This is a genomic window from Nitrosomonas sp. Nm51 (genome assembly GCF_900111165.1).
In the GTDB taxonomy this organism is placed as follows: Bacteria; Pseudomonadota; Gammaproteobacteria; order Burkholderiales; family Nitrosomonadaceae; genus Nitrosomonas.
Genome location: NZ_FOGH01000021.1, coordinates 1 through 20,343 on the forward strand (window position 1 = coordinate 1; position 20,343 = coordinate 20,343).

The 20,343-nt window shown below is 48.1% G+C and carries 17 protein-coding genes and 1 other RNA gene; 10 read left to right on the forward strand and 8 right to left on the reverse strand.

Translation table 11 applies throughout. The annotated features are described in order from the left end of the window. Positions 1 to 117 precede the first annotated feature (117 nt). Together BMY60_RS08545 and BMY60_RS08550 are read right to left on the reverse strand one after the other, a co-directional pair. On the reverse strand, positions 118 to 327 hold the full coding sequence (locus BMY60_RS08545) for a hypothetical protein (protein ID WP_090332909.1): 210 nt from the start codon (positions 325 to 327) through the stop codon (positions 118 to 120). After that, positions 324 to 1,520 carry a hypothetical protein gene (locus tag BMY60_RS08550; protein WP_090332911.1) on the reverse strand — a complete coding sequence of 399 codons (1,197 nt, stop codon included), beginning with the start codon at positions 1,518 to 1,520 and terminating at the stop codon, positions 324 to 326. Before BMY60_RS08550 ends, BMY60_RS08545 begins: the two co-directional genes overlap by 4 nt. A gap of 266 nt (positions 1,521 to 1,786) precedes the next feature. Here BMY60_RS08550 and BMY60_RS08555 point away from each other — a divergent pair, with 266 nt between their 5' ends. Genes BMY60_RS08555 through BMY60_RS08580 form a run of 6 tightly spaced genes read left to right on the forward strand, consistent with a single transcriptional unit; the run spans position 1,787 to position 10,234 of the window. Next, positions 1,787 to 4,528, forward strand: coding sequence for an N-6 DNA methylase (locus BMY60_RS08555; RefSeq protein WP_090332912.1), 2,742 nt, complete (start codon positions 1,787 to 1,789; stop codon positions 4,526 to 4,528). Further along, positions 4,528 to 5,892 (forward strand): restriction endonuclease subunit S domain-containing protein, encoded by a 1,365-nt coding sequence (locus BMY60_RS08560; protein ID WP_090332914.1) that lies wholly within the window; start codon positions 4,528 to 4,530, stop codon positions 5,890 to 5,892. The genes BMY60_RS08555 and BMY60_RS08560 overlap by 1 nt, the downstream gene beginning before the upstream one ends. After that, entirely contained in the window at positions 5,889 to 6,083 is a 195-nt protein-coding gene (locus tag BMY60_RS08565; RefSeq protein WP_090332915.1) for a DNA modification system-associated small protein, read from the forward strand. The genes BMY60_RS08560 and BMY60_RS08565 overlap by 4 nt, the downstream gene beginning before the upstream one ends. Then, positions 6,080 to 6,712: a hypothetical protein gene (locus BMY60_RS08570; protein ID WP_090332916.1), complete on the forward strand. Its 633-nt coding sequence runs from the start codon at positions 6,080 to 6,082 to the stop codon at positions 6,710 to 6,712. The genes BMY60_RS08565 and BMY60_RS08570 overlap by 4 nt, the downstream gene beginning before the upstream one ends. Next, a complete protein-coding gene (gene dndD, locus BMY60_RS08575) occupies positions 6,712 to 8,712 on the forward strand; it encodes a DNA sulfur modification protein DndD (RefSeq protein WP_090332918.1) in 2,001 nt (666 codons plus the stop codon). The genes BMY60_RS08570 and dndD overlap by 1 nt, the downstream gene beginning before the upstream one ends. Next, positions 8,705 to 10,234: a DndE family protein gene (locus BMY60_RS08580; RefSeq protein WP_090332920.1), complete on the forward strand. Its 1,530-nt coding sequence runs from the start codon at positions 8,705 to 8,707 to the stop codon at positions 10,232 to 10,234. Before dndD ends, BMY60_RS08580 begins: the two co-directional genes overlap by 8 nt. Before the next feature lie 65 nt (positions 10,235 to 10,299). Here the strand turns inward: BMY60_RS08580 and BMY60_RS08585 are convergent, their stop codons facing one another. The 6 genes from BMY60_RS08585 to BMY60_RS08610 form a co-directional block, all read right to left on the reverse strand. After that, positions 10,300 to 11,553, reverse strand: coding sequence for a tyrosine-type recombinase/integrase (locus BMY60_RS08585; RefSeq protein WP_090332921.1), 1,254 nt, complete (start codon positions 11,551 to 11,553; stop codon positions 10,300 to 10,302). A 161-nt stretch (positions 11,554 to 11,714) separates the two neighbouring features. After that, positions 11,715 to 12,074: a transfer-messenger RNA gene (ssrA, locus tag BMY60_RS08590) on the reverse strand. Between the two features lie 86 nt (positions 12,075 to 12,160). Continuing rightward, complete coding sequence (locus BMY60_RS08595) at positions 12,161 to 12,805, reverse strand: HAD family hydrolase (protein ID WP_371264206.1); 645 nt, start codon at positions 12,803 to 12,805, stop codon at positions 12,161 to 12,163. Between the two features lie 24 nt (positions 12,806 to 12,829). Next, the gene (gene ubiG, locus BMY60_RS08600) at positions 12,830 to 13,534 is read right to left on the reverse strand and encodes a bifunctional 2-polyprenyl-6-hydroxyphenol methylase/3-demethylubiquinol 3-O-methyltransferase UbiG (RefSeq protein ID WP_090332925.1); all 705 of its coding nucleotides are present in this window, start codon (positions 13,532 to 13,534) and stop codon (positions 12,830 to 12,832) included. An 84-nt stretch (positions 13,535 to 13,618) separates the two neighbouring features. After that, a complete protein-coding gene (locus tag BMY60_RS08605) occupies positions 13,619 to 14,959 on the reverse strand; it encodes a TRZ/ATZ family hydrolase (protein ID WP_371264205.1) in 1,341 nt (446 codons plus the stop codon). Positions 14,960 to 15,024: 65 nt separating this feature from the next. After that, a complete protein-coding gene (locus BMY60_RS08610; RefSeq protein ID WP_090332968.1) occupies positions 15,025 to 15,705 on the reverse strand; it encodes an OmpA family protein in 681 nt (226 codons plus the stop codon). Between the two features lie 577 nt (positions 15,706 to 16,282). On the opposite strand from BMY60_RS08610, the gene BMY60_RS08615 reads away from it, so the two are divergent. The 4 genes from BMY60_RS08615 to BMY60_RS08630 all read left to right on the forward strand — a co-directional run bounded on the left by BMY60_RS08615 (position 16,283) and on the right by BMY60_RS08630 (position 20,328). Continuing rightward, positions 16,283 to 17,032, forward strand: coding sequence for an ABC transporter ATP-binding protein (locus tag BMY60_RS08615; protein WP_090332926.1), 750 nt, complete (start codon positions 16,283 to 16,285; stop codon positions 17,030 to 17,032). A gap of 11 nt (positions 17,033 to 17,043) precedes the next feature. Further along, positions 17,044 to 17,787: an ABC transporter permease gene (locus tag BMY60_RS08620; protein WP_090332928.1), complete on the forward strand. Its 744-nt coding sequence runs from the start codon at positions 17,044 to 17,046 to the stop codon at positions 17,785 to 17,787. 321 nt (positions 17,788 to 18,108) lie between these two features. After that, the gene (locus BMY60_RS08625) at positions 18,109 to 19,461 is read left to right on the forward strand and encodes a GldG family protein (RefSeq protein WP_090332929.1); all 1,353 of its coding nucleotides are present in this window, start codon (positions 18,109 to 18,111) and stop codon (positions 19,459 to 19,461) included. 15 nt (positions 19,462 to 19,476) lie between these two features. Continuing rightward, complete coding sequence (locus BMY60_RS08630) at positions 19,477 to 20,328, forward strand: DUF4340 domain-containing protein (protein ID WP_090332931.1); 852 nt, start codon at positions 19,477 to 19,479, stop codon at positions 20,326 to 20,328. Positions 20,329 to 20,343 lie beyond the last annotated feature (15 nt).

Consider the following 20,343-nt stretch of genomic DNA (forward strand, 5'->3'; position numbering starts at 1 on the left):
AATTTGTAACGAACAACTGAACACAAAGCATCAGCAGGAGGCAAAATACCAACTCAGTCTGGTCGACTTATCCACAGATGCGTAGTATCCTGCGCACTGTTTCCCCCTGGTCAAATTTCAACCGTAATGGGTGGTCAAGTTTAAACCGGTATCAACACAAACTGCACTGGAAGCCGGTTTTGCCTTGATCAGCAGTTTTTGTTTTTTGAGTGCAGATATCGCTTCATTCGGCCATTCGTTTAAATCGTCTTCACTTATCTGGACTTCCGCGACTGAACTGGCCCCAACACGTTCAATTATTTCAATAAGTGTATCCAGTGGATTCATGCATCAACAGATTCCGGTTCTTTGGGTTCGATACCCGAAACCTCCAGCATATCCCGCAGTTTCAAATCGGTTTCATCATATTTCAATGTACAGGAATTGGGGTAAGTAATGCGGAATGTTACCTTCCTTGCCGGCTTCTCGGCATCAATGACAACCGATGCGGATAATTCAACTTGAGTAACGCTGTACATATTCATCGGCAAGGAAGTTTTAACCTGTTCAAATAGCGAGTAGACAGCGTCGGGATCTTCTTCCGTATTGGCCTCCAGGGTTATACGGTCTCCTTTCTTAATACGTGAAGAAAGCCTTAATTTTTTGATAATCACAGATTCAATGCCACTGGCTGGCATGTAAGTAAAATCAAAACTTTTCTGTAATAGCGGATCAAGATCATATACACGTGTGTCTTTCGGATCAGGCGGTAGATTATCGAGTTTCAGGATCGCCTGGGCAAACATGTTCTGTAGCGGCTCAATAGCTTTGTAAGCACCGCGAAAATTCAAATCGAGCGACCCCTCTTTTTTTGAGTAGACATAAATTATTTCAAAAGCAGGGTTATGCGGCCGACAATCAAATTGACCATCAACCCATTCGATGCTGTGTTGTGAATAATCTTCGGGATAAGCAAAAAAATAATCCAGTTCACCGCGACGATAGGGCTCCACGACGCAGTTTTTCCCGCGGCCTTCGGTATGATGGAAATAGCTGCTGATAAACACTGCGAGCTGATTGATGCTGGCTTCATCAATTGCAGCTCCAGTCTGTGGTAAGTTTTTACGCTTGCGCCAATGGGTCAAGGTATCTGCATGATAAAAAAGGGTGGCGACTTTCCAGCAATTTTTGTGATCAAGAAATGTGATCATCGCGCGTTCATAGTGATTGGTTAGCGCAGACAGCTTCTCTATAAAATCATGTAGTGTAGTTTTATCGCTGAATTGAAACTCAGCTTCATGAAGAATAGCTGTAAAACCTTTCTCACAGCTCATATCATAGATTTCGCGAAACTCGGAATCGATGACATTGCGTTGACCATCAGGTAGCGAAAGCCAGACTTCAAACAGCGCTGCAGGGTTGCCTTCCTTCATGATTGTAAAATCAAAATCCAGTAGCAGATTACGTTCATGAAAGTAGCGGGCAAGCAGCGCATTGGGCATTTGTCGGAAGAAACTCTTGGTAGAGTAGTGTCTGGCCATATTTCCCCTTTATTGACAACGTTGAAATAGTTCTTTTGATTTTGTAGTATCTTATTGTACATTTCAGTGCATATTTGACAGACTTTTCATTAAATAATGACAACAATATAAATTTTATATACCCATTACACTTAATAATCCTGAAAATAAAATTTACTAGAAATTTGAAATTGCCCACTATACATTTGCTTTTTTTGTAAAACTAAAAAAGTTAAAAATAAAAGGTTGTGGTTAAGAATAATCATAAAAAAATAAATAATACATTGATGGAAACCAAAGAGCTCATTGATCGCGTATTTAAAGAGCCAGGGATAAAATACGAACTTACTGAGTTTGATAATCTTGGCAAACCGGTTCACGAGATCATAACGATTTGCCCTAAGGCTGTGACAACCGGGAAGGACGCTGGGAAAACAAAATATTTTCTGAAAAGCTTTATTCCCTTCTCCTCGGGAAACGAGGAAGTGCAGGTCTATGTCGAGGACGGTAAATCAGCCCCCGAAGAAATTGTTCGGCAGCTCTGGGTTTACAAATTGATGCACCAATACAGCTATAAGGCCGACGAGATTGATCTCGAAAAAAGTGTCCAGTTTGGCACCGAAGTCGGCACCAAGGCGGCGGACATCATCGTCTATACGGATACGACCAAAAACACGCCGAAAATCATTGTCGAGTGCAAGAAGCCCAAGCGCAAGGACGGCATCGAGCAGCTCAAGAGTTACATGAACGCCAAGGGTGCGCCGGTCGCAGTATGGTCGAATGGGGCGGACAGTATCATCCTCTATCGGCCTTATCCGGCGCAGTTCGACGATACGCTGTTCGACATTCCCAAGCGCGGGCAAGCGCCGAAGGATGTACTCGAAGCCAGCAAAACGCTGTTGCAGCTCAAGAAGGATTTCAACTTCAAAAAAATTATCCAGGATCTCGAAGAGCTGGTGCTAGCCGATAGCGGAAAGGACGAATTCAATGAAATTTTCAAGCTGATCTTCGCCAAGATTTGGGACGAGAAAGAGGCGCTGGAGAATCGAAAGGACAGGGTCGTCGAGTTCCGCAAGGCCATTGATCCCGAAATCACATTTGACCGCATCAATAACCTCTTTCACAAAGCCTGCGATGAGTGGCCTGGTATTTTCAAAGCAGGCGAAGATATCGACCTTGCCAAGCGCCACCTGCAAGTTTGTGTCGGTCCGATTGAGGGTGTGCGGTTGATGGGTTCGAACCTGCGTATCATGGATGACGCCTTCGAGTATCTGTTGCCCACTGAAGCCAAGAAAAAGAAAGGTCAGTTCTTCACACCTCGCCATGTAGTAGAAATGTGCGTGCGCATGCTCAACCCTACCCGCAAGGAATATGTGATGGACCCTGCATGTGGTTCCGGCGGCTTTTTATTGCACGCCATGGACTGGTGTTATCCGGCAGCCGACAACGAACAGCGTGAGCTGCGTAAACACCGTTACGCTGCCAAGTACCTATGGGGCATCGATTTTGAGCAGCGCGCAGCCAAGACTTCCCGTGCGCTGATGCTGATTGCCGGTGATGGTCACACCAATATCTTTGGCCCGGACGTAAGCAGTCTCGATCCCAAGACGTGGTATGAAACAGCGTCTGGACAAGCGTTTCTCAAAGGACTACGTGAGGCGAAACTCAACGCAAAGAAGATTCCAGTGGATGATCCGCTCACGGATGACGACAAGGCTTGGGAATATTTCGACGAACTCAAATTCGACGTAATCCTTGCGAATCCTCCCTTTGCGGGCGAGATGAAGGATCGCAAGATGCTTGTACATTACGAGCTTGCAAAAACTGCCCTCAGGCGTGCCGGGGACAACAAGCAACCGAAGGAAGAACGCGATGTGCTTTTCATTGAACGCATCCTGAAAATGCTCAAGCCCGGTGGGCGTGCCGCTATTGTTTTGCCGCAGGGCAAGTTCAACAACTCCTCACTGGCCTTTATCCGCGAGTGGATTCTCAAGAAAGCGCGATTGCTGGCAGTTGTAGGTTTGCACCCCAACACCTTTAAACCGCACACCGGCACCAAGACCTCGGTGTTGTTCGTCCAGAAATACACACAGGAACAGCTCGACCAGATCGCCAAGGTGCATGACGAGGTGGCCGTGGCCTGCCCGGACTACGAGGCCGAGATCAAGGGGCTGCTGGCCGCGCACGAAGCAGCCGACGACGTACCTGAGGAAGCGATTCCCGAGGCTATTGCCGACTTGCTCGCCGAAATCTTTACCGAACCCGAACCGGAAGAAATAGTCAATGGCAACGACGAGGAAGAGAACGGTGAAAGCGGCGAAGAATCGCCTGCCGTCGAAGATCGCCTGGCGGTCGCCGAGGAAAAACTGAACGAACTCAAGGCCGCACTGGTGAAGACCAAGCAGAAGTTGATGGACCTCGAAAGCGATGTTGAAGCCCTGGTACAACAACAGGGTCAGGAAATCGCAGCGATTGCCGAACATTGGGACGGCAAGAAGAGCGAACTGAATGCACACCTGAAGCCCATCAAGACGGACCACAAGGCGGCGTTGGCGGCACTCAAGGAAACTCAGAAGGCCAAGCAAAAGACGCTCAAGGCTGAGATCAAGGCACTGGAAAAGCAAATCCCGCAGGTCGAGCGCGAACTGAAGATGCTCAGCAATCGCGGCCAGCTGGAATTGATGCTGGCGGACGAAGAACTAATAGGCACTCTCAAGGAGCGATGGATCGCCGCCGAAGTGGCCAAGCGGCTCGACTACCCCATCTTCATGGCCGTGAGCGAGCGCGGCGGTAAGAACAACTCCGGCGATTACGAATATATGATTGATGCAGACGGCAGCCTGATCGAATTCCCGGATGGCCACCCGCAGGAAGGGCAGCTCGTCGTGAATCAGGACCTGGTGAATTACGACTTGCGTTCTGAAGACCTGGCCGATGCAGCCACGATTCTTGACGACAAGCTTTGCATTGCGGAGGCTTTTGTACGCTTTGCGCAGCAACAAGAACTCACCTTTTGGGAGGCTCAGTGATGGCAGTCTGGAACACTGTCAACATGCATGAGATTGGAAATCACGTGCGGATTGAAGCTGAGTTCTACCGGCCAGAGTACGTAAATTGCCAGAAGCTTGTCGAAAGCATACCTCACACAAAGCTTGGCTTGTGTCGCCAGAAGATTACAGACGGTACTCACTTCACGCCGAGGTACACCGAGACCGGTGTTCGATTCTACTCGGCGGTAAATATAAAAGATGGCTATTTTGCTCACGATGGGCCGTTCAAATTCATTAGCGAGGCAGAGCATCGGGCGATCCACAAACGATGTCCAGTTCAGGCTGGTGACGTGCTACTTCGCAAGGTGGGGGTCGGTCCTCGTTGGAGTTGTGTTGTGCCAGAGGGGTTGGAGGAGTTTAGTATTTTTGTAAGTGTTGCACTGATTCGAACTACGGGCGCAATCCTGCCCGAGTTCTTGTCGATGTTTATGAATTGCCGCTATGGGCAACTTCAGTTACTGAGGTTAAACAAAGGGATCAGTCAGCCAGATCTCCATCTGGAAGACATCGGCGAACTCATTGTCCCGTTGTTTCAACTGGAAGATCAGCAGTTAATTGCAGATTGTGTGCGGCAGTCGCAGGCTCATCGTGAAAATAGTAGTGCTCTGTATCGGAAAGCTCAACAACTCCTCGAAGCCGAGCTTGGGCTAGATAAGCTGACATTCCAGAGGCCGGTAGGCTACACCGCTCGATTTAGCGACTTAGATACCTCGCACCGCTCAGATGCTGAATTCTACGATCCAGAGCTTCGATTCCTGTGGGCAGAGTTGTCGAAGAAATTTGAACTCCGTCGACTTCCCGAATTCGCACATGTTGCCAAGTTCGCGAACCCTGACTACGGGGATAGCGGCGTCCCAATCGTTACCCAAAAACACCTGCGGAATATCTCGCCTGATGGATATGGTAACGAACTTCGCACTACAACTGGGTGGAGACAAGCGAACCCATCTGCGGCACTACAGAAGAATGATTTGTTGTTTTACTCGGTGGGCGCATATCTCGGAAAAACAAATATCTGGCTGAACGACGATGAAGCCGTCCCTGCTAGTTTCATCACGCTGTTGCGATGCAATGAAGAGCACGATGCGGGATTTATGCACGTGCTACTGAACAGCCGATATGGGCTTTTGCAATCAAAAACCTACCAAAGCGGCACATCTCAGCAATACATTTATCCGAAGGACATAAAGCGTTTTTTAGTACCAAACGTGAGGCAAGATGTGCGCGAGCAAGTTCACAGTCTTGTTCTGGAAAGTTATGCCAAAGAAAAAGAGTCGGAAGAACTTCTTGAACAAGCAAAAGCCCGCGTCGAACAACTCATCGAGGAGGCCGTGCAGTCATGAACCTGTCCCCCGATGATTCAAGGCTCCTTGCAGAGCTCTGCGAGCAACACGGCGTCAGCCAGGAAAAGGTGCTGAAGCTGCTGGATGCCGTGCGCGAATACGAATTCAAGGACCGCCGCACGGGCGTTTATGATGCGCTGCGCGAGATACTCAAAAGCAGGTCATCGGGTGATACGGAGCGACCGGCATGAACGACGGCGACACTATCGACCGTTTCGTCAAAGACCCGAGCCTGTTGGTGGAGTTGTGCCGGGGCGTGATCGATCAGCTCGATGCCAGTTCAGAAGATGTTGCGGTTGTTGAGCAAGAGGCCCAGTTGCGGGCTATCGCCAAAGCGGTGGAGCAATTGGAAAAATCCGACGTAACAGTACCGGAATCTTTGCGGGCTGAAAAAACACGCATTGCAGCAGCCTTGGCAGTACATAGCGATGCTAAGCAGGCCCTGGCGCAGTTGGCCGACGAGTTTCAGGACATCCTGAAGGACCTGCGGGAACGACTCGGGCAAAACACAACTAATTCGGAAGCGAAACCGCGCACCAAGCGCTCGACGTTACCGAAAACGCCGCAAAGCATCTTACGTGTACACATTATTCAAGCACTCAAGACGCTGGGCGGTCGGGCGCGAGTCTCTGACGTCATTGAACAGATGACTAAACAGTTAGATGGAAAGTTGTTACCTGGTGACAACATTTGGCGGGACGCGACCAACGAGCCTGCCTGGCAGAACAACGCAAAGTGGGAGCGCTTTCAGATGACACAAGACGGTGCGTTGCGCCAGGGTTCGCCGCGCGGTATCTGGGAGTTGGGGGAGGATAGCTAATGAAATTTCGCAAGCTAACCATCGAGAACTATAAATCATTCCAGTTTTCCACCGAAATTGTATTCCCGTTAGGTAAGGATGGTCACAGTATATTTCTGATTGGTGGCATGAACGGGGCTGGCAAAACCTCCATCATGGAGGCTATTACCTACTGTCTATATGGCGGCAAATCGGACGAAATTTTTCGCAACATCAACCGGCGCGAGAAAGCCAAGGATAACGCTAACGTGGTCTTCGAGCTTGTTATTGAAATGGACGATGGTTCTGAATTAGTTGTGAAACGCTCTTGGACGGCAGGGGTGATCAGTGATCCCAAGGCGCGCGATCTGACCGAGCGATTGGTGGTGGTGTGCGACGGTAAGCGGGTTTCGGTGCAGAATCAGGAGATTTGGCAGGATTTTATTCGCGCTGCGATTCCGCCGGGAATTACGCAGTTCTTCTTCTTCGACGGCGAAAAGATTCAGGAAATTGCAGCGGACGATCACTCGGAAGTGCGCCTGAAATCCTCGCTGGAAGCAGCTCTTGGCATTCAATATATCAACCGGTTGGCGAGCGATATCGTCTACATCAAGCAGGAAGAGCGTAAAGGTTTTGTCGAAATTTCCGACGAGGACCTGGAATTCAAACAGAGCGAATTGAAACGAGAGAAAAGCAAGTTGACGCGTAAACACCTGGAACGTGATGGTTTACGTGCGGAATTAACTGATTTTAAATATCAGTTAGAAGAGGCGAAGAAACGTTTTGAAGCGGCTTTCCATGCCGCCCCCGAATCTCGTGAGGCTATGCGCGAACAAGAGAAGAAACGGGTTTTTGCGGCAAACCGTTTGACGCAGATTGAGAGTGAAATACGGAGTTTATGTGAAAAGGCACTGCCATATAGCATTGCGGGTAAGTTCTTCGATAATATCCGGCGACAGATAGAAGTCGAACGTGAATCCGCAAGCGGCGAGGCAATCAAAGAGAACGCGTCGAACCTGGCAAAGCGCATTGTTCGAGTAGTTGAGGAACCGGAACCGATCTATTCTGAGAAGCTTTCGGCAGATCGCATGGCCGAGTTGGAGCGGCGAATTTATCTGTTGCTGAAAGAGGGAGACCCTAAAGCCAATGTACAGAGAATTCTGGACCTGTCAGACCGTGACGCAGCAAGGGTTTTGAACAAGATCGAATCGCTGGAAACCAGTGAAGTATTTTTGCTCGAACCACTGTTGGAAGAGGCGCGTGATCTAGAAGCGCAAATTCGACAACTTGAAGGCATCAATCAGGGCAGTGCACTCACGGTGACCGAGCGCGAGTTGTTCGATGAGATTCAGACAGAAATGGAAAGTTGTTCCACCCAAATTGGCCGCAAGACCGAACAGTTGCGGTTGCTAGAAGAGGATATTCTCACACTTGAAAAACGGATTAGTGAGATCGAGGTTGAGATCGAAAAGCTCTACGAGAAACACAATGTTTCAAAAGAGAAAGCAGATTTCATCGAAGAGTGCGATGCGATTGCTAGCGTGCTGAACCAGTTCATTGTGCGTTTGCGCAAGAACAAGGTACATATGTTGCAAGAAAAGACATTCGAAATGTATCGTCTGCTCTCCAGTCGCAGCGGATTAATCAAAGACATTACTATCGACGACAAAACGTATGAAGTGAAGATCACTGACCGCAACGGACACGAGATTCGCAAATCAGCTTTATCAGCAGGTGAAAAGGAAGTGTTTGCGGTGTCGTTGTTATGGGGTCTAGCCCAGACCAGTGAGTTGAAACTGCCGATCATCATCGACACGCCGTTGTCTCGACTCGATAGCACACACCGCGACAATATCGTGAGCAATTATTTTCCGAATGCCGGTGAACAAGTGGTCATCTTGTCCACGGATACAGAAATCGATACGAATTATTATCGCACGCTAAAACCGCGCCTAAGTGGTGCAGGAAGTCTGGAGTTTGATCAACGGCAGGAACTAACGACTTTCCGTCAAGGGTATTTCTGGGAGAACAGTCATGGCTGATCGTCTTTATACATCGAGTGAGGCCGACGAAATATTAAGCGCACTGCGCTTTGAGACCAAGCTAGAGAAGGCTACGCTGGCACGCATCGCGTTTACACTTTCCTTGGTTAAAGACGGACATACGGTGACTCAAAGTCCGAACTTCAGTGGTGGTGAGATGAAGCGCCCTACATTCATTGGTGAAGATGAAATATTTATCCGCACCCTGATTGCACATATCTACGGGAAGAACGACTTTGCGGAGGACGAATTCTTCTCCAATCGATCCGTCGTAAAAAATCATATCGACAGCGGTGCGGCACTGATGGCTGCACTGTACCAGGAATCAGGTCGCAGCGGCGATGCGCTTATTCGTCGATTGGTTGACGAAGTTGAATTTGTGGGGCGGCGAGAACAGCTCGGCAGCATTCTGGACATCTTTATCGGTCGAACTTTGCTGCAACGTTCTGAGTTGATGATGGAGTTAAACAACACCGCTAAGCATGCGAATTCGCACTTGGCCATCATGGGTAAGCCCGGTGTCGGCAAGACACAGTTTCTACTCAAATTATTAACCGACATTCGCGTACAATCAAATTACCAGACTCATTTCATCTACTTCGACTACAAGGGTGATGTTGTAGATAACGAACGTTTTCTGGAGCTAGCGCGTGTGCAACCTTTTCGATTGTTGCAGGGTGGACAGAACTTGCCTATCAATCCGTTTATCTTGCCAGCGTATGATGAACAGACAATTAATGTATCTGCTCGCGAAAAAGCGGAGAGTTTTGCGTCCATTAACAGCAAGCTGGGCATAGTGCAGAAGGGTGCGCTGACTGAAGCAATTCGCGCAGGCTACACGAAACGGGTCGGAACTGAGACTCCTTTTCCGGACTTTCCAGACATCCTTGAAATAGCTTCTGCTGCCTACGAGGAAGATGGCAAGAAGGACGACAGCTTAATTGAAGTACTGCGCGACCTGTCAGACTTTGATCTTTTTTGGCGACACGGCAGCGCAGTTGCACCAATGGACCGAGTATCAAATCGCACGATGTTAATCGATGTACATGCGATGCCGGTGCTCAAAGAACTGGTTGCATATCTTGTCATTGAGCGGCTCTACAAAGAGATGGCGACGTTGCCGGATAGCCCCATAACAGATGGGCGTCGTACCATTCGTACAATACTGGTTATTGACGAGGCGCATAACTACCTTAGCCAAAAAAATATTTTTCTTCAACGTATCATTCGCGAGGGGCGATCGAAAGGTGTGGTGGTCTTCTTCGCCAGTCAGTCACCCAACGACTATCAACAAGAGTTTTTCAATTTCCAAGAATTGCTTGAATTTGCCTATGTCTTTCAATGTGATGGCGTGACCGCAAACTCGATACAAAAGATTTTGGGATGCACGGCGAAGACCGCAAAGGAATTGCAAACGGAGATCGCCAGACTTGAGCCTTGGCAGGTAATCGCACGTGGTCAGGAGAAAACCGAGGAGTTTGTGAAGTTTACGGCGGAGGCATTCCACAAAAGCTATTCGTAAGTGAATGAAATTAATGACGCAAATTCACAAGTTTCCACAAAACAAGAGTATAAATACGCAACCGATCAAGCAGTTTTATTTTTCATCGGGATCACAGTCGCACCATGCTGCGCTGCAGCAAGCTGTTTTCCCCACCAATCATATAATTGAATACGTTTTTCAAACCGTTCGCCACGGTCATAAGCACGTGCGACCTCGTTGTCATGCGCATGGTCGAGTGCCAACTCAATGACATCGCGCTCAAAATTGTTATCTTTTGCCAGCGTAGAAAAAGAGCTTCGCCAGCCATGGGGTACATGGATACCTTTAAGCTGTAAAGTAACACGGTACATTTTTTCGATGGATTCGCACCCGATATGTTTGCCGCCTGTAGGCGATGGAAATAGAAAACCTTGTTTGCCGTAGATCGCCTGCCATTGTTTCAATTCGGAGGTAATTTCATCGGACAAGGGTATGCGGTGATCGATGAAACGGGATTTAACTTTCATTTTGGTGCGCGGAATAGTCCAGATAGGTTGTTCGCTATCCAGATCAAATTCTTTCCATTCGGCGGTGATTATGTTGTCGATACGGGCAGCAGTAAAAGCACATAGACGATGTGCCATACGTACTGAAGGTGAAGTTCTTGCCATATCCGCCCGCCGCAATACGTCACCCAGTGAAGCGAAATCCAGCAGAGCGGGCATTCTCCCGCTGTCTTTTTTGCGAGGCAGAATTTCCCGAGCGGGTAGAGCCGGGTTGTCACGGCATAGACCTTTTGCCTGTGCGTAGCGAAATACGCCATTTATATGTTGTAGAATTCGTGTGGCGGTCTCAAGTACGTCACGCTTATGAATGTCCTCTATGGCCTTTGCAATAATTGCTGGTGTAATACTCGCAATTGGAAGCTTGCCAAGCAGCGGGTAGATGTCGCGTTCAAATGCGCGTGCCGATCTGGCGAAATGTCCGGCACTCCATTCCCGTTGTTTCATTGTGAGCCACTGTGTAGCTACGGTTTCAAAAGTATTTTCACTTGCTGATCTGGATTCGGCGCGGTTGATACGCCGCTGTGTAACCGGATCTTTATTTTCCCGAAGCAGCGCCTTGACTTCTGCAAGATCGGTGCGTGCTACCGCCAGAGAGATGGCGGGATAGCTGCCGACAGAATATGTTTTTTCCTTTCCATCGATACGATATTTAATCCGCCAGACCGCACTGCCTGCCGGTGTAATAAAAAGATATAATCCACCACCGTCTGAAAGCTTTTTGCCATGCGCCTTTTGAGCAGCGAATGCTTTGCAGGCCTTATCTGTCAACCGCCCTCCGATACCCCCAGGCATATAAAATTCTCCTGTTCGATTAATCGAAATACCCCATGTAGTACCCCCTGTATGAACGGATTTTACCGGATTCGATAAAACTTTGTTGGATAAATAACCTGCTATATCACAAACAAAAACACCGTCTCTAGGACGGTGTCGGATGTTACTGGGGGTATTAATGGTGGAGACGGCGGGAATCGAACCCGCGTCCGCAAGCCCTCTACAGGCAGTTCTACATACTTAGCCGTGTTCTTTAATTTGACCTGCCAACCGCCAACCGGCAGGCTGATGACAAGCGAGTTACCTTAAATTTAGCGTCCTGCAAAGTAACCCTGCAGTGCGCGATCCTCGTTAGTGACTCTGCTGTCTGTTGCCAGACCCGGCGTTGAGGCCCACCGGCGCAGAGGCTAGCCATTTAAGCGGCTAAAGCGTAATTTTCGTCGTTTGCGACTATTGTTTTCAGATGGATTTACGAGGTAACCTGATCCTCGGTATGCCCTACACTGCTTTGCAACCCACGTCGAAGCCAGATCGTCCCCGAATTCTTTGTGGTACAGATATGATAAAGATAAATGTTAAAAGTTCATCTTTGTTGATTGCCGTGTTTTGTATTCTATCATTTGTATCAAATATAGGCGAGCATGTCCTGCGGTTTGTTAATAATATGACGTGCGCCCCAGGATTCAGGTGGCAGCCCGTTTCCAAGATAGCCGTAACGCGCAATGACAGGCACCATTCCAGCGGCCAGACTGGCTTTGACATCGCGCAAATCGTCTCCCAGGTACAAGCAGTCAGAAGGAGATATGTTGATTTTCTCGCAGGCAACCAGTAACGGTTCAGGGTGTGGCTTGGTATGGCTGGTATCGTCACCGCAAACAACGCAGGATACTCTGTGTTTTAGGCCCAGCAATGCGATAAGTGGGTGTGTGAAGCGGGCCGGTTTATTGGTAACGATACCCCATGGCAGAGCCAGCGCATCCAATTGATCGAGAAGTTCCGGGATACCGGGAAACAACCTGGTTTCATGGCAGAGGCGCTGGGTATAAAATTCCAGGAATTCATCGCGCAATTTTATATAACCTTGATCTTCCGGTTTTATATTGAAACCGAGTCCTAGTAATCCGCGTGCGCCGGCAGAAGCTTGGATGCGGATTTGTTCGATAGGTAACGGATCGAGTCCCTTGTTTATGCGCTGCCGGTTGAGCGCGTGACCTAGGTCCGGCGCGGTATCGGCAAGGGTGCCGTCAAAATCGAAAAAAACCGCGTTGATCTGCACCTCTATGTTGCCGTAATATCAGGCCCGGCAGGCCATGATATAATTCACGTCCGTGTCTGATCCAAGCGCATAGACTTTGGTAAACGGATTGTAAGTCAAGCCAATCAGTTGTTCATCAGAAAGTCCGGCATTTCGGGCCATGCGCACCAGTTCGGAAGGCTTGATAAAGTTGGCGTACTCATGCGTGCCGCGAGGCAGCAGCTGAAGAATATACTCTGCACCAATAATGGCGAATAAATAGGACTTCGGATTACGGTTAATGGTGGAGAAAAATACCCGGCCGCCAGGCTTTACCAGTGTTGAACAGGAGCGAACAATACTCATTGGATCGGGCACATGCTCCAGCATTTCCATGCACGTGACAATGTCGTAATGGTGAGGCTGCTCCTTGGCGAGCGATTCCGCTGTGATTTTGCGGTATTCAACCTGTTGGCCACTTTCCAGCAGGTGCAGACGGGCAACTTTGAGAGCTTTGTCACTCAAGTCAATTCCTGTAACAATTGCGCCGTGCTTTGCCATGCCTTCGGATAGAATACCGCCGCCACAACCAACATCCAGCACCGTTTTTCCTTCTAGCCCGGCAAGTTCTTCAATGTAATTCATGCGTAATGGGTTAATTTCATGCAGTGGCTTGAACTCGCTGTTAGGGTCCCACCAGCGGTGCGCCAGCTGACTGAATTTTTCCAGTTCTAAAGGGTCGGCATTGATACCGTCTTCTTTCATTTCATTTCCTTTCCTTGGTTGTTATTTCGCTTGCTATTACCCGATAGTCTACATCGGAAACGGTTTCCAGTGTCCTGGTGCCATTCATATGGATGACTTGATGTTGTCTTCCCAGTATAATGCACGGCGATGCAGTTCAGCGTCGTCAAGCACGGTCAATTGTTTATTTTTCAGCAATATTTTACCATTTACCCAGACATGGCTCACTTGCTCGCGTCCGGCGGCATAGACGAGATGTGAAACGGGTTCGTAACACGGTGACAGATGTAGATCAGAAAAGTCAATCGCTGTTATATCTGCGGCTTTGCCGGGTTCAAGACTGCCGGTAAGGGCGTCAATGCCAAGTGCCCGGGCACCATTGATAGTGGCCATTTCAAGGGCGTGATAGGCGGGCAGGGTATCGGCACGGCAGCTTGTCGCTTTGGCAAGTAAGGCGGCCAGCCGCATTTCTGCAAGAATATCCAGCCGGTTGTTACTGGCGGCACCATCGGTGCCAAGCGCTATATTGATGCAATTGTCAAGAAGTAGTGGAATAGGGGCGAATCCATTTGCCAGTTTGAGATTGGATGAGGGGCAATGCACTACATGGCAGCCGTGTTGTTGTATAAGCTGAATCTCAATGTCATTCAGATGTACCATGTGTACCGCTACCAGGTTGGGTCCAAGCATGCCAATCTGTTGCATTCGCTCAATTGGACGTATGCCGTGCGACTTCATGCCAATATCAATTTCGTCCGTAGTTTCGTGAAGATGAATATGTATGGGTACTTCAAGCTGTTCAGCGTAAGTCAGGATATGTGTAAGTGTTCGATCGCTGACTGTGTATGGGGCGTGCGGTGCAAAGCAAAATGACAGCAGCGGATTAGGGTGCAGTTTATCGCGCAATGCCATGCCTTTAGCCAGATAATCATCGGCATCGCTTGCGTATGGCGTCGGAAAATCTATGGCAATCATGCCAATTGCCGCGCGAATACCGGTTTCCAAGGCGCCCTGCGCTATGGCTTCAGGAAAAAAATACATGTCGTTGAAACAGGTAATGCCGCTTCTCAGCATCTCGGCACAAGCCAGGCGTGTGCCATCGAGTACAAAAGATTCATTGACATGACGATTTTCGGTCGGCCAGATATATTTGTTTAGCCACGTCATTAACGGCAAATCATCCGCCAGACCGCGCATTAGAATCATTGCCGCATGCGTGTGTGCGTTGATTAGCCCCGGAATTAGCGCGTGATTATTCAAGTCGACAGTGTTTTGAGGATTGAATTTTGCACGTGCAGCATGACTCGGCAAAATGTCCACTATGCTGCCTTGATGGAGGGCAACTGCGTGGTTGCTGAGAACGGACCGCTTTGCATCGACTGGTATCACCCAGCGGGCTTCAATCAGTGTGTCAATTTCGTTGGTGTCGGACATCAAGTAGGTCATAAAAAAGCCCTGTTAGACAGGGCTTTTTATTCCATTCGTTGGAGAGCCTTGCTCAGGCAGCGTGTTTATCGCGTGCCGGCAACTTCGACGTCAACGCGGCGATCAGGTCTCAAACATTCTTTGAGTGCCGCGCCTGATTTGCCATCACAGGTGGTGCCGGTAACGGGCTGCGTTTCGCCTTTGCCTTCTGTAAAGATACGGTTGTCTGGTATTCCTCTCGACACCAGATAGGCCTTAACAGATTCGGCGCGCCGAACTGACAGTCTTTGGTTGTAGTCCGGATTGCCAATTCTGTCGGCATGTCCGACGGCAACGATTACGTCATAATTAACACCTTCCAGGCCGCGAACAAATTCGTCCAGTGCAATTTTTCCGTTTGGTTTCAGAACGTCACTGTCGAAATCAAATAATGCATCAGCCGAGAAGGTCAGTTTTTCAGGTGGTGCTGGCGGCGCTGGTGCTGGTTCTGGTTCTGGTTCTGCTTCTGCTATTTTTTCATAGCCGTCGCAACCTTCTACAACAGCCAGTGATTCGTCCCAGTATCCTGTGCGCCAGCAGTGATGGCCCAGATCTGGCGAGTTGCGCCAGACTATGCCGTTTTCATCTTCTGTTACGTAACCTTCGGCTTTTTCAATATCGTTTTCATATCGATCTATCGGAGCTACCTGCGCTGCAACTGTGCCGGAGAAGAACGCGGGTAATATGATCATTCCGATCAGTTTTTGCTTGGCTGACAATTTATTCATGCTGTTATCCCTTTTAAGTGAAAACTTCAGATTTAATTTCCTGTTACTGACATCCAGTAACAGAAGGCCGTCCCACCATTGTTTTCGTATCACTGTATGATGTGCTGACGCGATTATGAATTTATATACGGATTTTTGTCAAATACAGGTGTATCTTTTTCGCAACATAAAAAGAATAGCATACTGAAAATTAAGAATATTGTTTTGTTAGTCTAAAGTGTCCGCAAAGCAATTCCCGGGCTGGATCAATACTATTGTGTCGCAATAATCATACAGTATGATGCTCCGCTGGGATATCTGCCGCGATAAAGCAGAAACAGGAGCCACAGCTGTCAACAATAATCGTGACTGACGGTGCATTACATGTTGCCGTCATAGCCGTTATTCAAGAATATTCCGCGATTGTGAATTGAAGTACCGGATTTGTGCGATAGAATATACAGATAAAAATTGTGTCGCGAGATATTAAATTTATAGTGTAGAGCCCATATTTTATTTGCTGTCAAGACCGACCGCGGGCCAGCATAGCCCACCCGGTTCCGGTCAAGTAATTAAATCAATATGAAAGAATGTGTCTATGAAAGATGAGTGCGATTATTTTACGCTTTCAGCGCAGCATATACAAAGAAACTATGGCGCGCGAATAGCTGTATATGATTTTACGCTGCAGCTCAAAAAAGGTGAAGTGCTTGGGTTGCTGGGGCCGAACGGAGCTGGTAAAACAACGGCCCTGCGCATGATTACAGGCAACCTCGCTCCAAGCAGCGGAAGTATTGAAGTTTGTGGTGTCGATTTGTTGGGTGAACCGCAAAAAGCCAAAGCACATATCGGCTATTTGCCTGAGATACCACCGTTGTATCTTGATATGACTGTGAATGAATATCTGCGGTTTGCCGCGCGCCTTCACCGGATAGACAAACAGCGCATAGCGCATGCGCTTGAGCATTGTAAACAACGTTGCGGCCTGGCCGATCGCGGCAAACAATTGATTGGCACTATGTCAAAGGGGTTGCAGCAGCGTGTAGGGATTGCGCAGGCGATTATACACGAGCCAGACATTATTATTCTGGATGAGCCAACAGTTGGACTTGATCCAAATCAGATGCGAGAAATGCGCGCATTAATTCGGGATCTGGGAAAATCGCGCAGTGTGATTCTTTCCACACATATTTTGTCTGAAGTTGAAAGTGTTTGTGACCGGGTACAGATCATGCATGATGGTCGAATGGTTCTAAATGAAACATTAGCAGGGCTCAGGCAGAAAGATGCGGATCTGGAGATGGAATTTACCCGGCTGACGCAAAATCCGCAGCCAATAACTCACTAAATCGTCAACTTATGATTTTTACTATTGCACGTAAAGAGTTGTACATGATGTTTTGTTCGCCGCTGGCGTGGATGCTGCTGACATCAATGCAATTACTGTTTGCATGGTTTTTTCTGGGTCGTCTGGATGCTTTTTTACAGTTACAGCCACAGTTAATGCAGATTGCCAATCCTCCCGGGTTCACCGAAATCATTGTTACACCGGTATTCGCGCTGGCTGCGATTGTGCTGCTTTTAATGACGCCTTTGCTGACAATGCGGCAGTTTGCGGAAGAACGCAAGAGTCATACGCTCACTTTGCTGCTTTCAGCGCCTGTCTCGGTTACTGAAGTCGTGTTGGGTAAATTTCTTGGATTAATTGTCTTTTTTATGAGTGTGGTCGTTTTGATTGTGGCAATGTTTCTGACCTTGCTTGCAGGCGGCACATTGGATTATGGTCTTTTAATCAGTGGTGCATCAGGATTGTTTTTGTTAACCTGTTGTTTTGTCGCGCTCGGGCTTTATATTTCCAGTTTGACAATACAACCCGTGATTGCCGCTATAGGCATGCTGGGCGTGCTGCTGGGTTTCTGGGTGCTGGATCTGGTCACCAGTGATCATGAGGGCTGGACATATTACGTTTCAATTTTCAAACAATTTGAGCTGTTTAATAATGGACTAATCGATACGTTCAGTCTGATGTATTTTTTACTGTTTATGCTGTTTTTCTTAGTGCTGACCATCCGTAGTCTGGATGGGGAGCGGCTGCACGGGTAAAAAGTGTGTTATGAAAGCGGCGCTGCATTCTGTCTATATGATATTGCTGGATGCAGTGCGCTTGTCAGTATGCATGGCAAGGCGTGCCCTGCAGGAATAGTTGTTCTATTGTCAAAAGGGGCGGCAACGCCCATGGATGCTGGCAAGCTCACCCGGAGGGGGTTACTACTATAATGTCCTGCAATCGCGTTACAGTACACTTGAAAAGAAACTCTTTTTCCTGCGTGCTGCGGCTGTATTGCATAACACCACTGTAATGCTGTGCCTGACAATATCATATGGATAGAATACTTAAGTTTCCAACATTGATTTGCAACGTTGATGCGCATAAATAAATCATTACGTTTTCAATTAAAAATGCAACGGGGCATTTTTGTGCTGTTGCTACTGTCATTGTTTGTGTTGCTGGGGTATCTGGCGTTGCAGACGCGTACACAATGGGATGTCAGCCAAAATGGCCGCAATACATTGAGTCAGACCAGTATCGATATTCTCAATAAAATGACTGCACCTGTGCAGATAACGGCTTTTGTCACGGAACAGCATGTGCAGTTTGGCGATGTGCGGGAAATCATTCATAATTTTGTACAGCTCTACCAGCGGATTAAACCGGATATATCACTGGCATTTATTGATCCTGCAGAATATCCGGATCTGGCCAGAGAGGCGGGGGTGCAGGTCAATGGAGAACTGATTATCCATTATCAGAACAAGCAGTCGAGTCTGACAACGATTAATGAGCAGGCAATGACACAGGTGCTCATGCGTCTGTCACGCCCCCATGAAAAATTGATTCTGGCGTTAAGCGGTCATGGGGAGCGTAGTCTTGAAGGCGCAGCTAATTATGATTTAAGAGAATTCGGTCAACAGTTGCAAGTGAATGGATTTGTCAGTGAATCGTTGAATCTGACGGTTACGCCCGAAATTCCTGCTGATGCCGATATGTTGCTGATTGCCTCGCCTCAAACTGATTTGCTGCCCGGTGAAGTGGATAAGCTGCTCGAGTATATCGATAACGGCGGCAACTTGTTATGGCTGGCCGACCAGGAGTCTTTACGGGGATTGATGCCGCTGACAGAGAAACTGCATTTGATTATGACGCCTGGTGTGGTTATCGATCCGCAGGCCGAGCAGTTAAAAGCACCCGTTACGTTTGCGTTAGGTACCGGTTACGGGAAACATGCAATCACCCAGGGTTTCAATTATATTACAGTCTTTCCTTTTGCGCGTCAGATTGTTATTAATGAGAATGAAAAATGGCGTGCCGTCTCGTTGGTCGAAGTGGCGCACAATGGCTGGGTAAAGCTTAGCGCCGATGATAATTATACGTTTGATCCGCAGGAAGATGTCGCCGGTCCGGTAACGATTGCCGTAGCGCTGTCACGCGATGTCGATGATCGTGAACAACGGGTGATTGTTGTCGGTAGCGGCCATTTTCTTGCCAATATGTATCTGGGTAATGGGAACAATCTGGATTTTGGGATTAATCTGTTTAACTGGTTGTCCGGTGATGAGGAAATGATTACCATTCAACCGCGTGCGACGCTAGACAGTCATTTGATGTTGACCGATACCGAATTGACTGTAATCGTGATTTTCTTTTTGTTCGTACTGCCAATTATTTTTTTATCAAGCGGCGTTGTTATTTGGTGGCGCCGAAAAAAAACGACTTAACTGTCAAGTAAGGTTATGACGTATCATTCACAAATTAATCTGATTATGCTGGCTACCATTATAGGGCTGGCTTTTTTTCTTTATTTGACACCGCAGTTTCAATCCGAGACAGATGATGCGTTTCAGGTTTCATTGCGCACTCCGGAGTCAGTGCAATCGGTTCGTATTGTGCGGCAAGGGCAGGAAATTGAACTGCGGCGCATTGGAGGTGACTGGCACTTGATGACACCGGTATTCGCACGGGCAGACGGCACGCTTGTTAAAAAAATGCTGAATGTTTTGTCTGCAAACAGCCGCCAGCGTTTTCCACTTAGAGATGTTGAGAATTTTAACCTGGATCAACCTCTCGTTGAATTGTATATTGATGACGAGCATTTTGCGTTCGGCGGGCTCGCGCCCGTCACTAATGAACAATATCTGGCAATCAACGGTGATGTATATCTGGTTTCTCCACGTTATGCGACTTGGGTGCCCGTGGATCCACTGGATCTGGCCGATTCAAAGTTGCTGGCTGATGACGAGCTGCCAGTACGGTTTGAGTTGAACGGGGTATCGATTAGACAGCAAAACGGTGCGTGGCAAACTGATGCAGGAAACGGAAACTACCAGAGTAGTGAAGCATTGGAGCGCTGGGTTAACAGTTGGCGCGATTACCGGGCGCCAGAATTACTGATGAAGCCATTGCAGGATTCTGAGGGTACTGCGGCCGGAATAATCAATCTCCAAGATGGGCGCAGCATAATCATTACAGCCGTCGAACATGAGTATGGAACGGCATTTTATCGTGATAATGAACAGATTGGTTATCTGTTTCCTGAGTCGGTAAGCCGGAAATTGCTTAATCCGGTTGCGACCGAACACGATTAATCCGAAAAAGATTGC

Coding starts and splice junctions, on each gene's coding strand:
- BMY60_RS08625 (WP_090332929.1), top strand. CDS start 18,109: ATGCGCATAAATAAATCATTACGTTTTCAATTAAAAATGCAACGGGGC.
- BMY60_RS08555 (WP_090332912.1), top strand. CDS start 1,787: ATGGAAACCAAAGAGCTCATTGATCGCGTATTTAAAGAGCCAGGGATA.
- BMY60_RS08630 (WP_090332931.1), top strand. CDS start 19,477: ATGACGTATCATTCACAAATTAATCTGATTATGCTGGCTACCATTATA.
- dndD (WP_090332918.1), top strand. CDS start 6,712: ATGAAATTTCGCAAGCTAACCATCGAGAACTATAAATCATTCCAGTTT.
- BMY60_RS08610 (WP_090332968.1), bottom strand. CDS start 15,705: ATGAATAAATTGTCAGCCAAGCAAAAACTGATCGGAATGATCATATTA.
- BMY60_RS08570 (WP_090332916.1), top strand. CDS start 6,080: ATGAACGACGGCGACACTATCGACCGTTTCGTCAAAGACCCGAGCCTG.
- ubiG (WP_090332925.1), bottom strand. CDS start 13,534: ATGAAAGAAGACGGTATCAATGCCGACCCTTTAGAACTGGAAAAATTC.
- BMY60_RS08550 (WP_090332911.1), bottom strand. CDS start 1,520: ATGGCCAGACACTACTCTACCAAGAGTTTCTTCCGACAAATGCCCAAT.
- BMY60_RS08545 (WP_090332909.1), bottom strand. CDS start 327: ATGAATCCACTGGATACACTTATTGAAATAATTGAACGTGTTGGGGCC.
- BMY60_RS08585 (WP_090332921.1), bottom strand. CDS start 11,553: ATGCCTGGGGGTATCGGAGGGCGGTTGACAGATAAGGCCTGCAAAGCA.
- BMY60_RS08605 (WP_371264205.1), bottom strand. CDS start 14,959: ATGACCTACTTGATGTCCGACACCAACGAAATTGACACACTGATTGAA.
- BMY60_RS08580 (WP_090332920.1), top strand. CDS start 8,705: ATGGCTGATCGTCTTTATACATCGAGTGAGGCCGACGAAATATTAAGC.
- BMY60_RS08565 (WP_090332915.1), top strand. CDS start 5,889: ATGAACCTGTCCCCCGATGATTCAAGGCTCCTTGCAGAGCTCTGCGAG.
- BMY60_RS08620 (WP_090332928.1), top strand. CDS start 17,044: ATGATTTTTACTATTGCACGTAAAGAGTTGTACATGATGTTTTGTTCG.
- BMY60_RS08560 (WP_090332914.1), top strand. CDS start 4,528: ATGGCAGTCTGGAACACTGTCAACATGCATGAGATTGGAAATCACGTG.
- BMY60_RS08615 (WP_090332926.1), top strand. CDS start 16,283: ATGAAAGATGAGTGCGATTATTTTACGCTTTCAGCGCAGCATATACAA.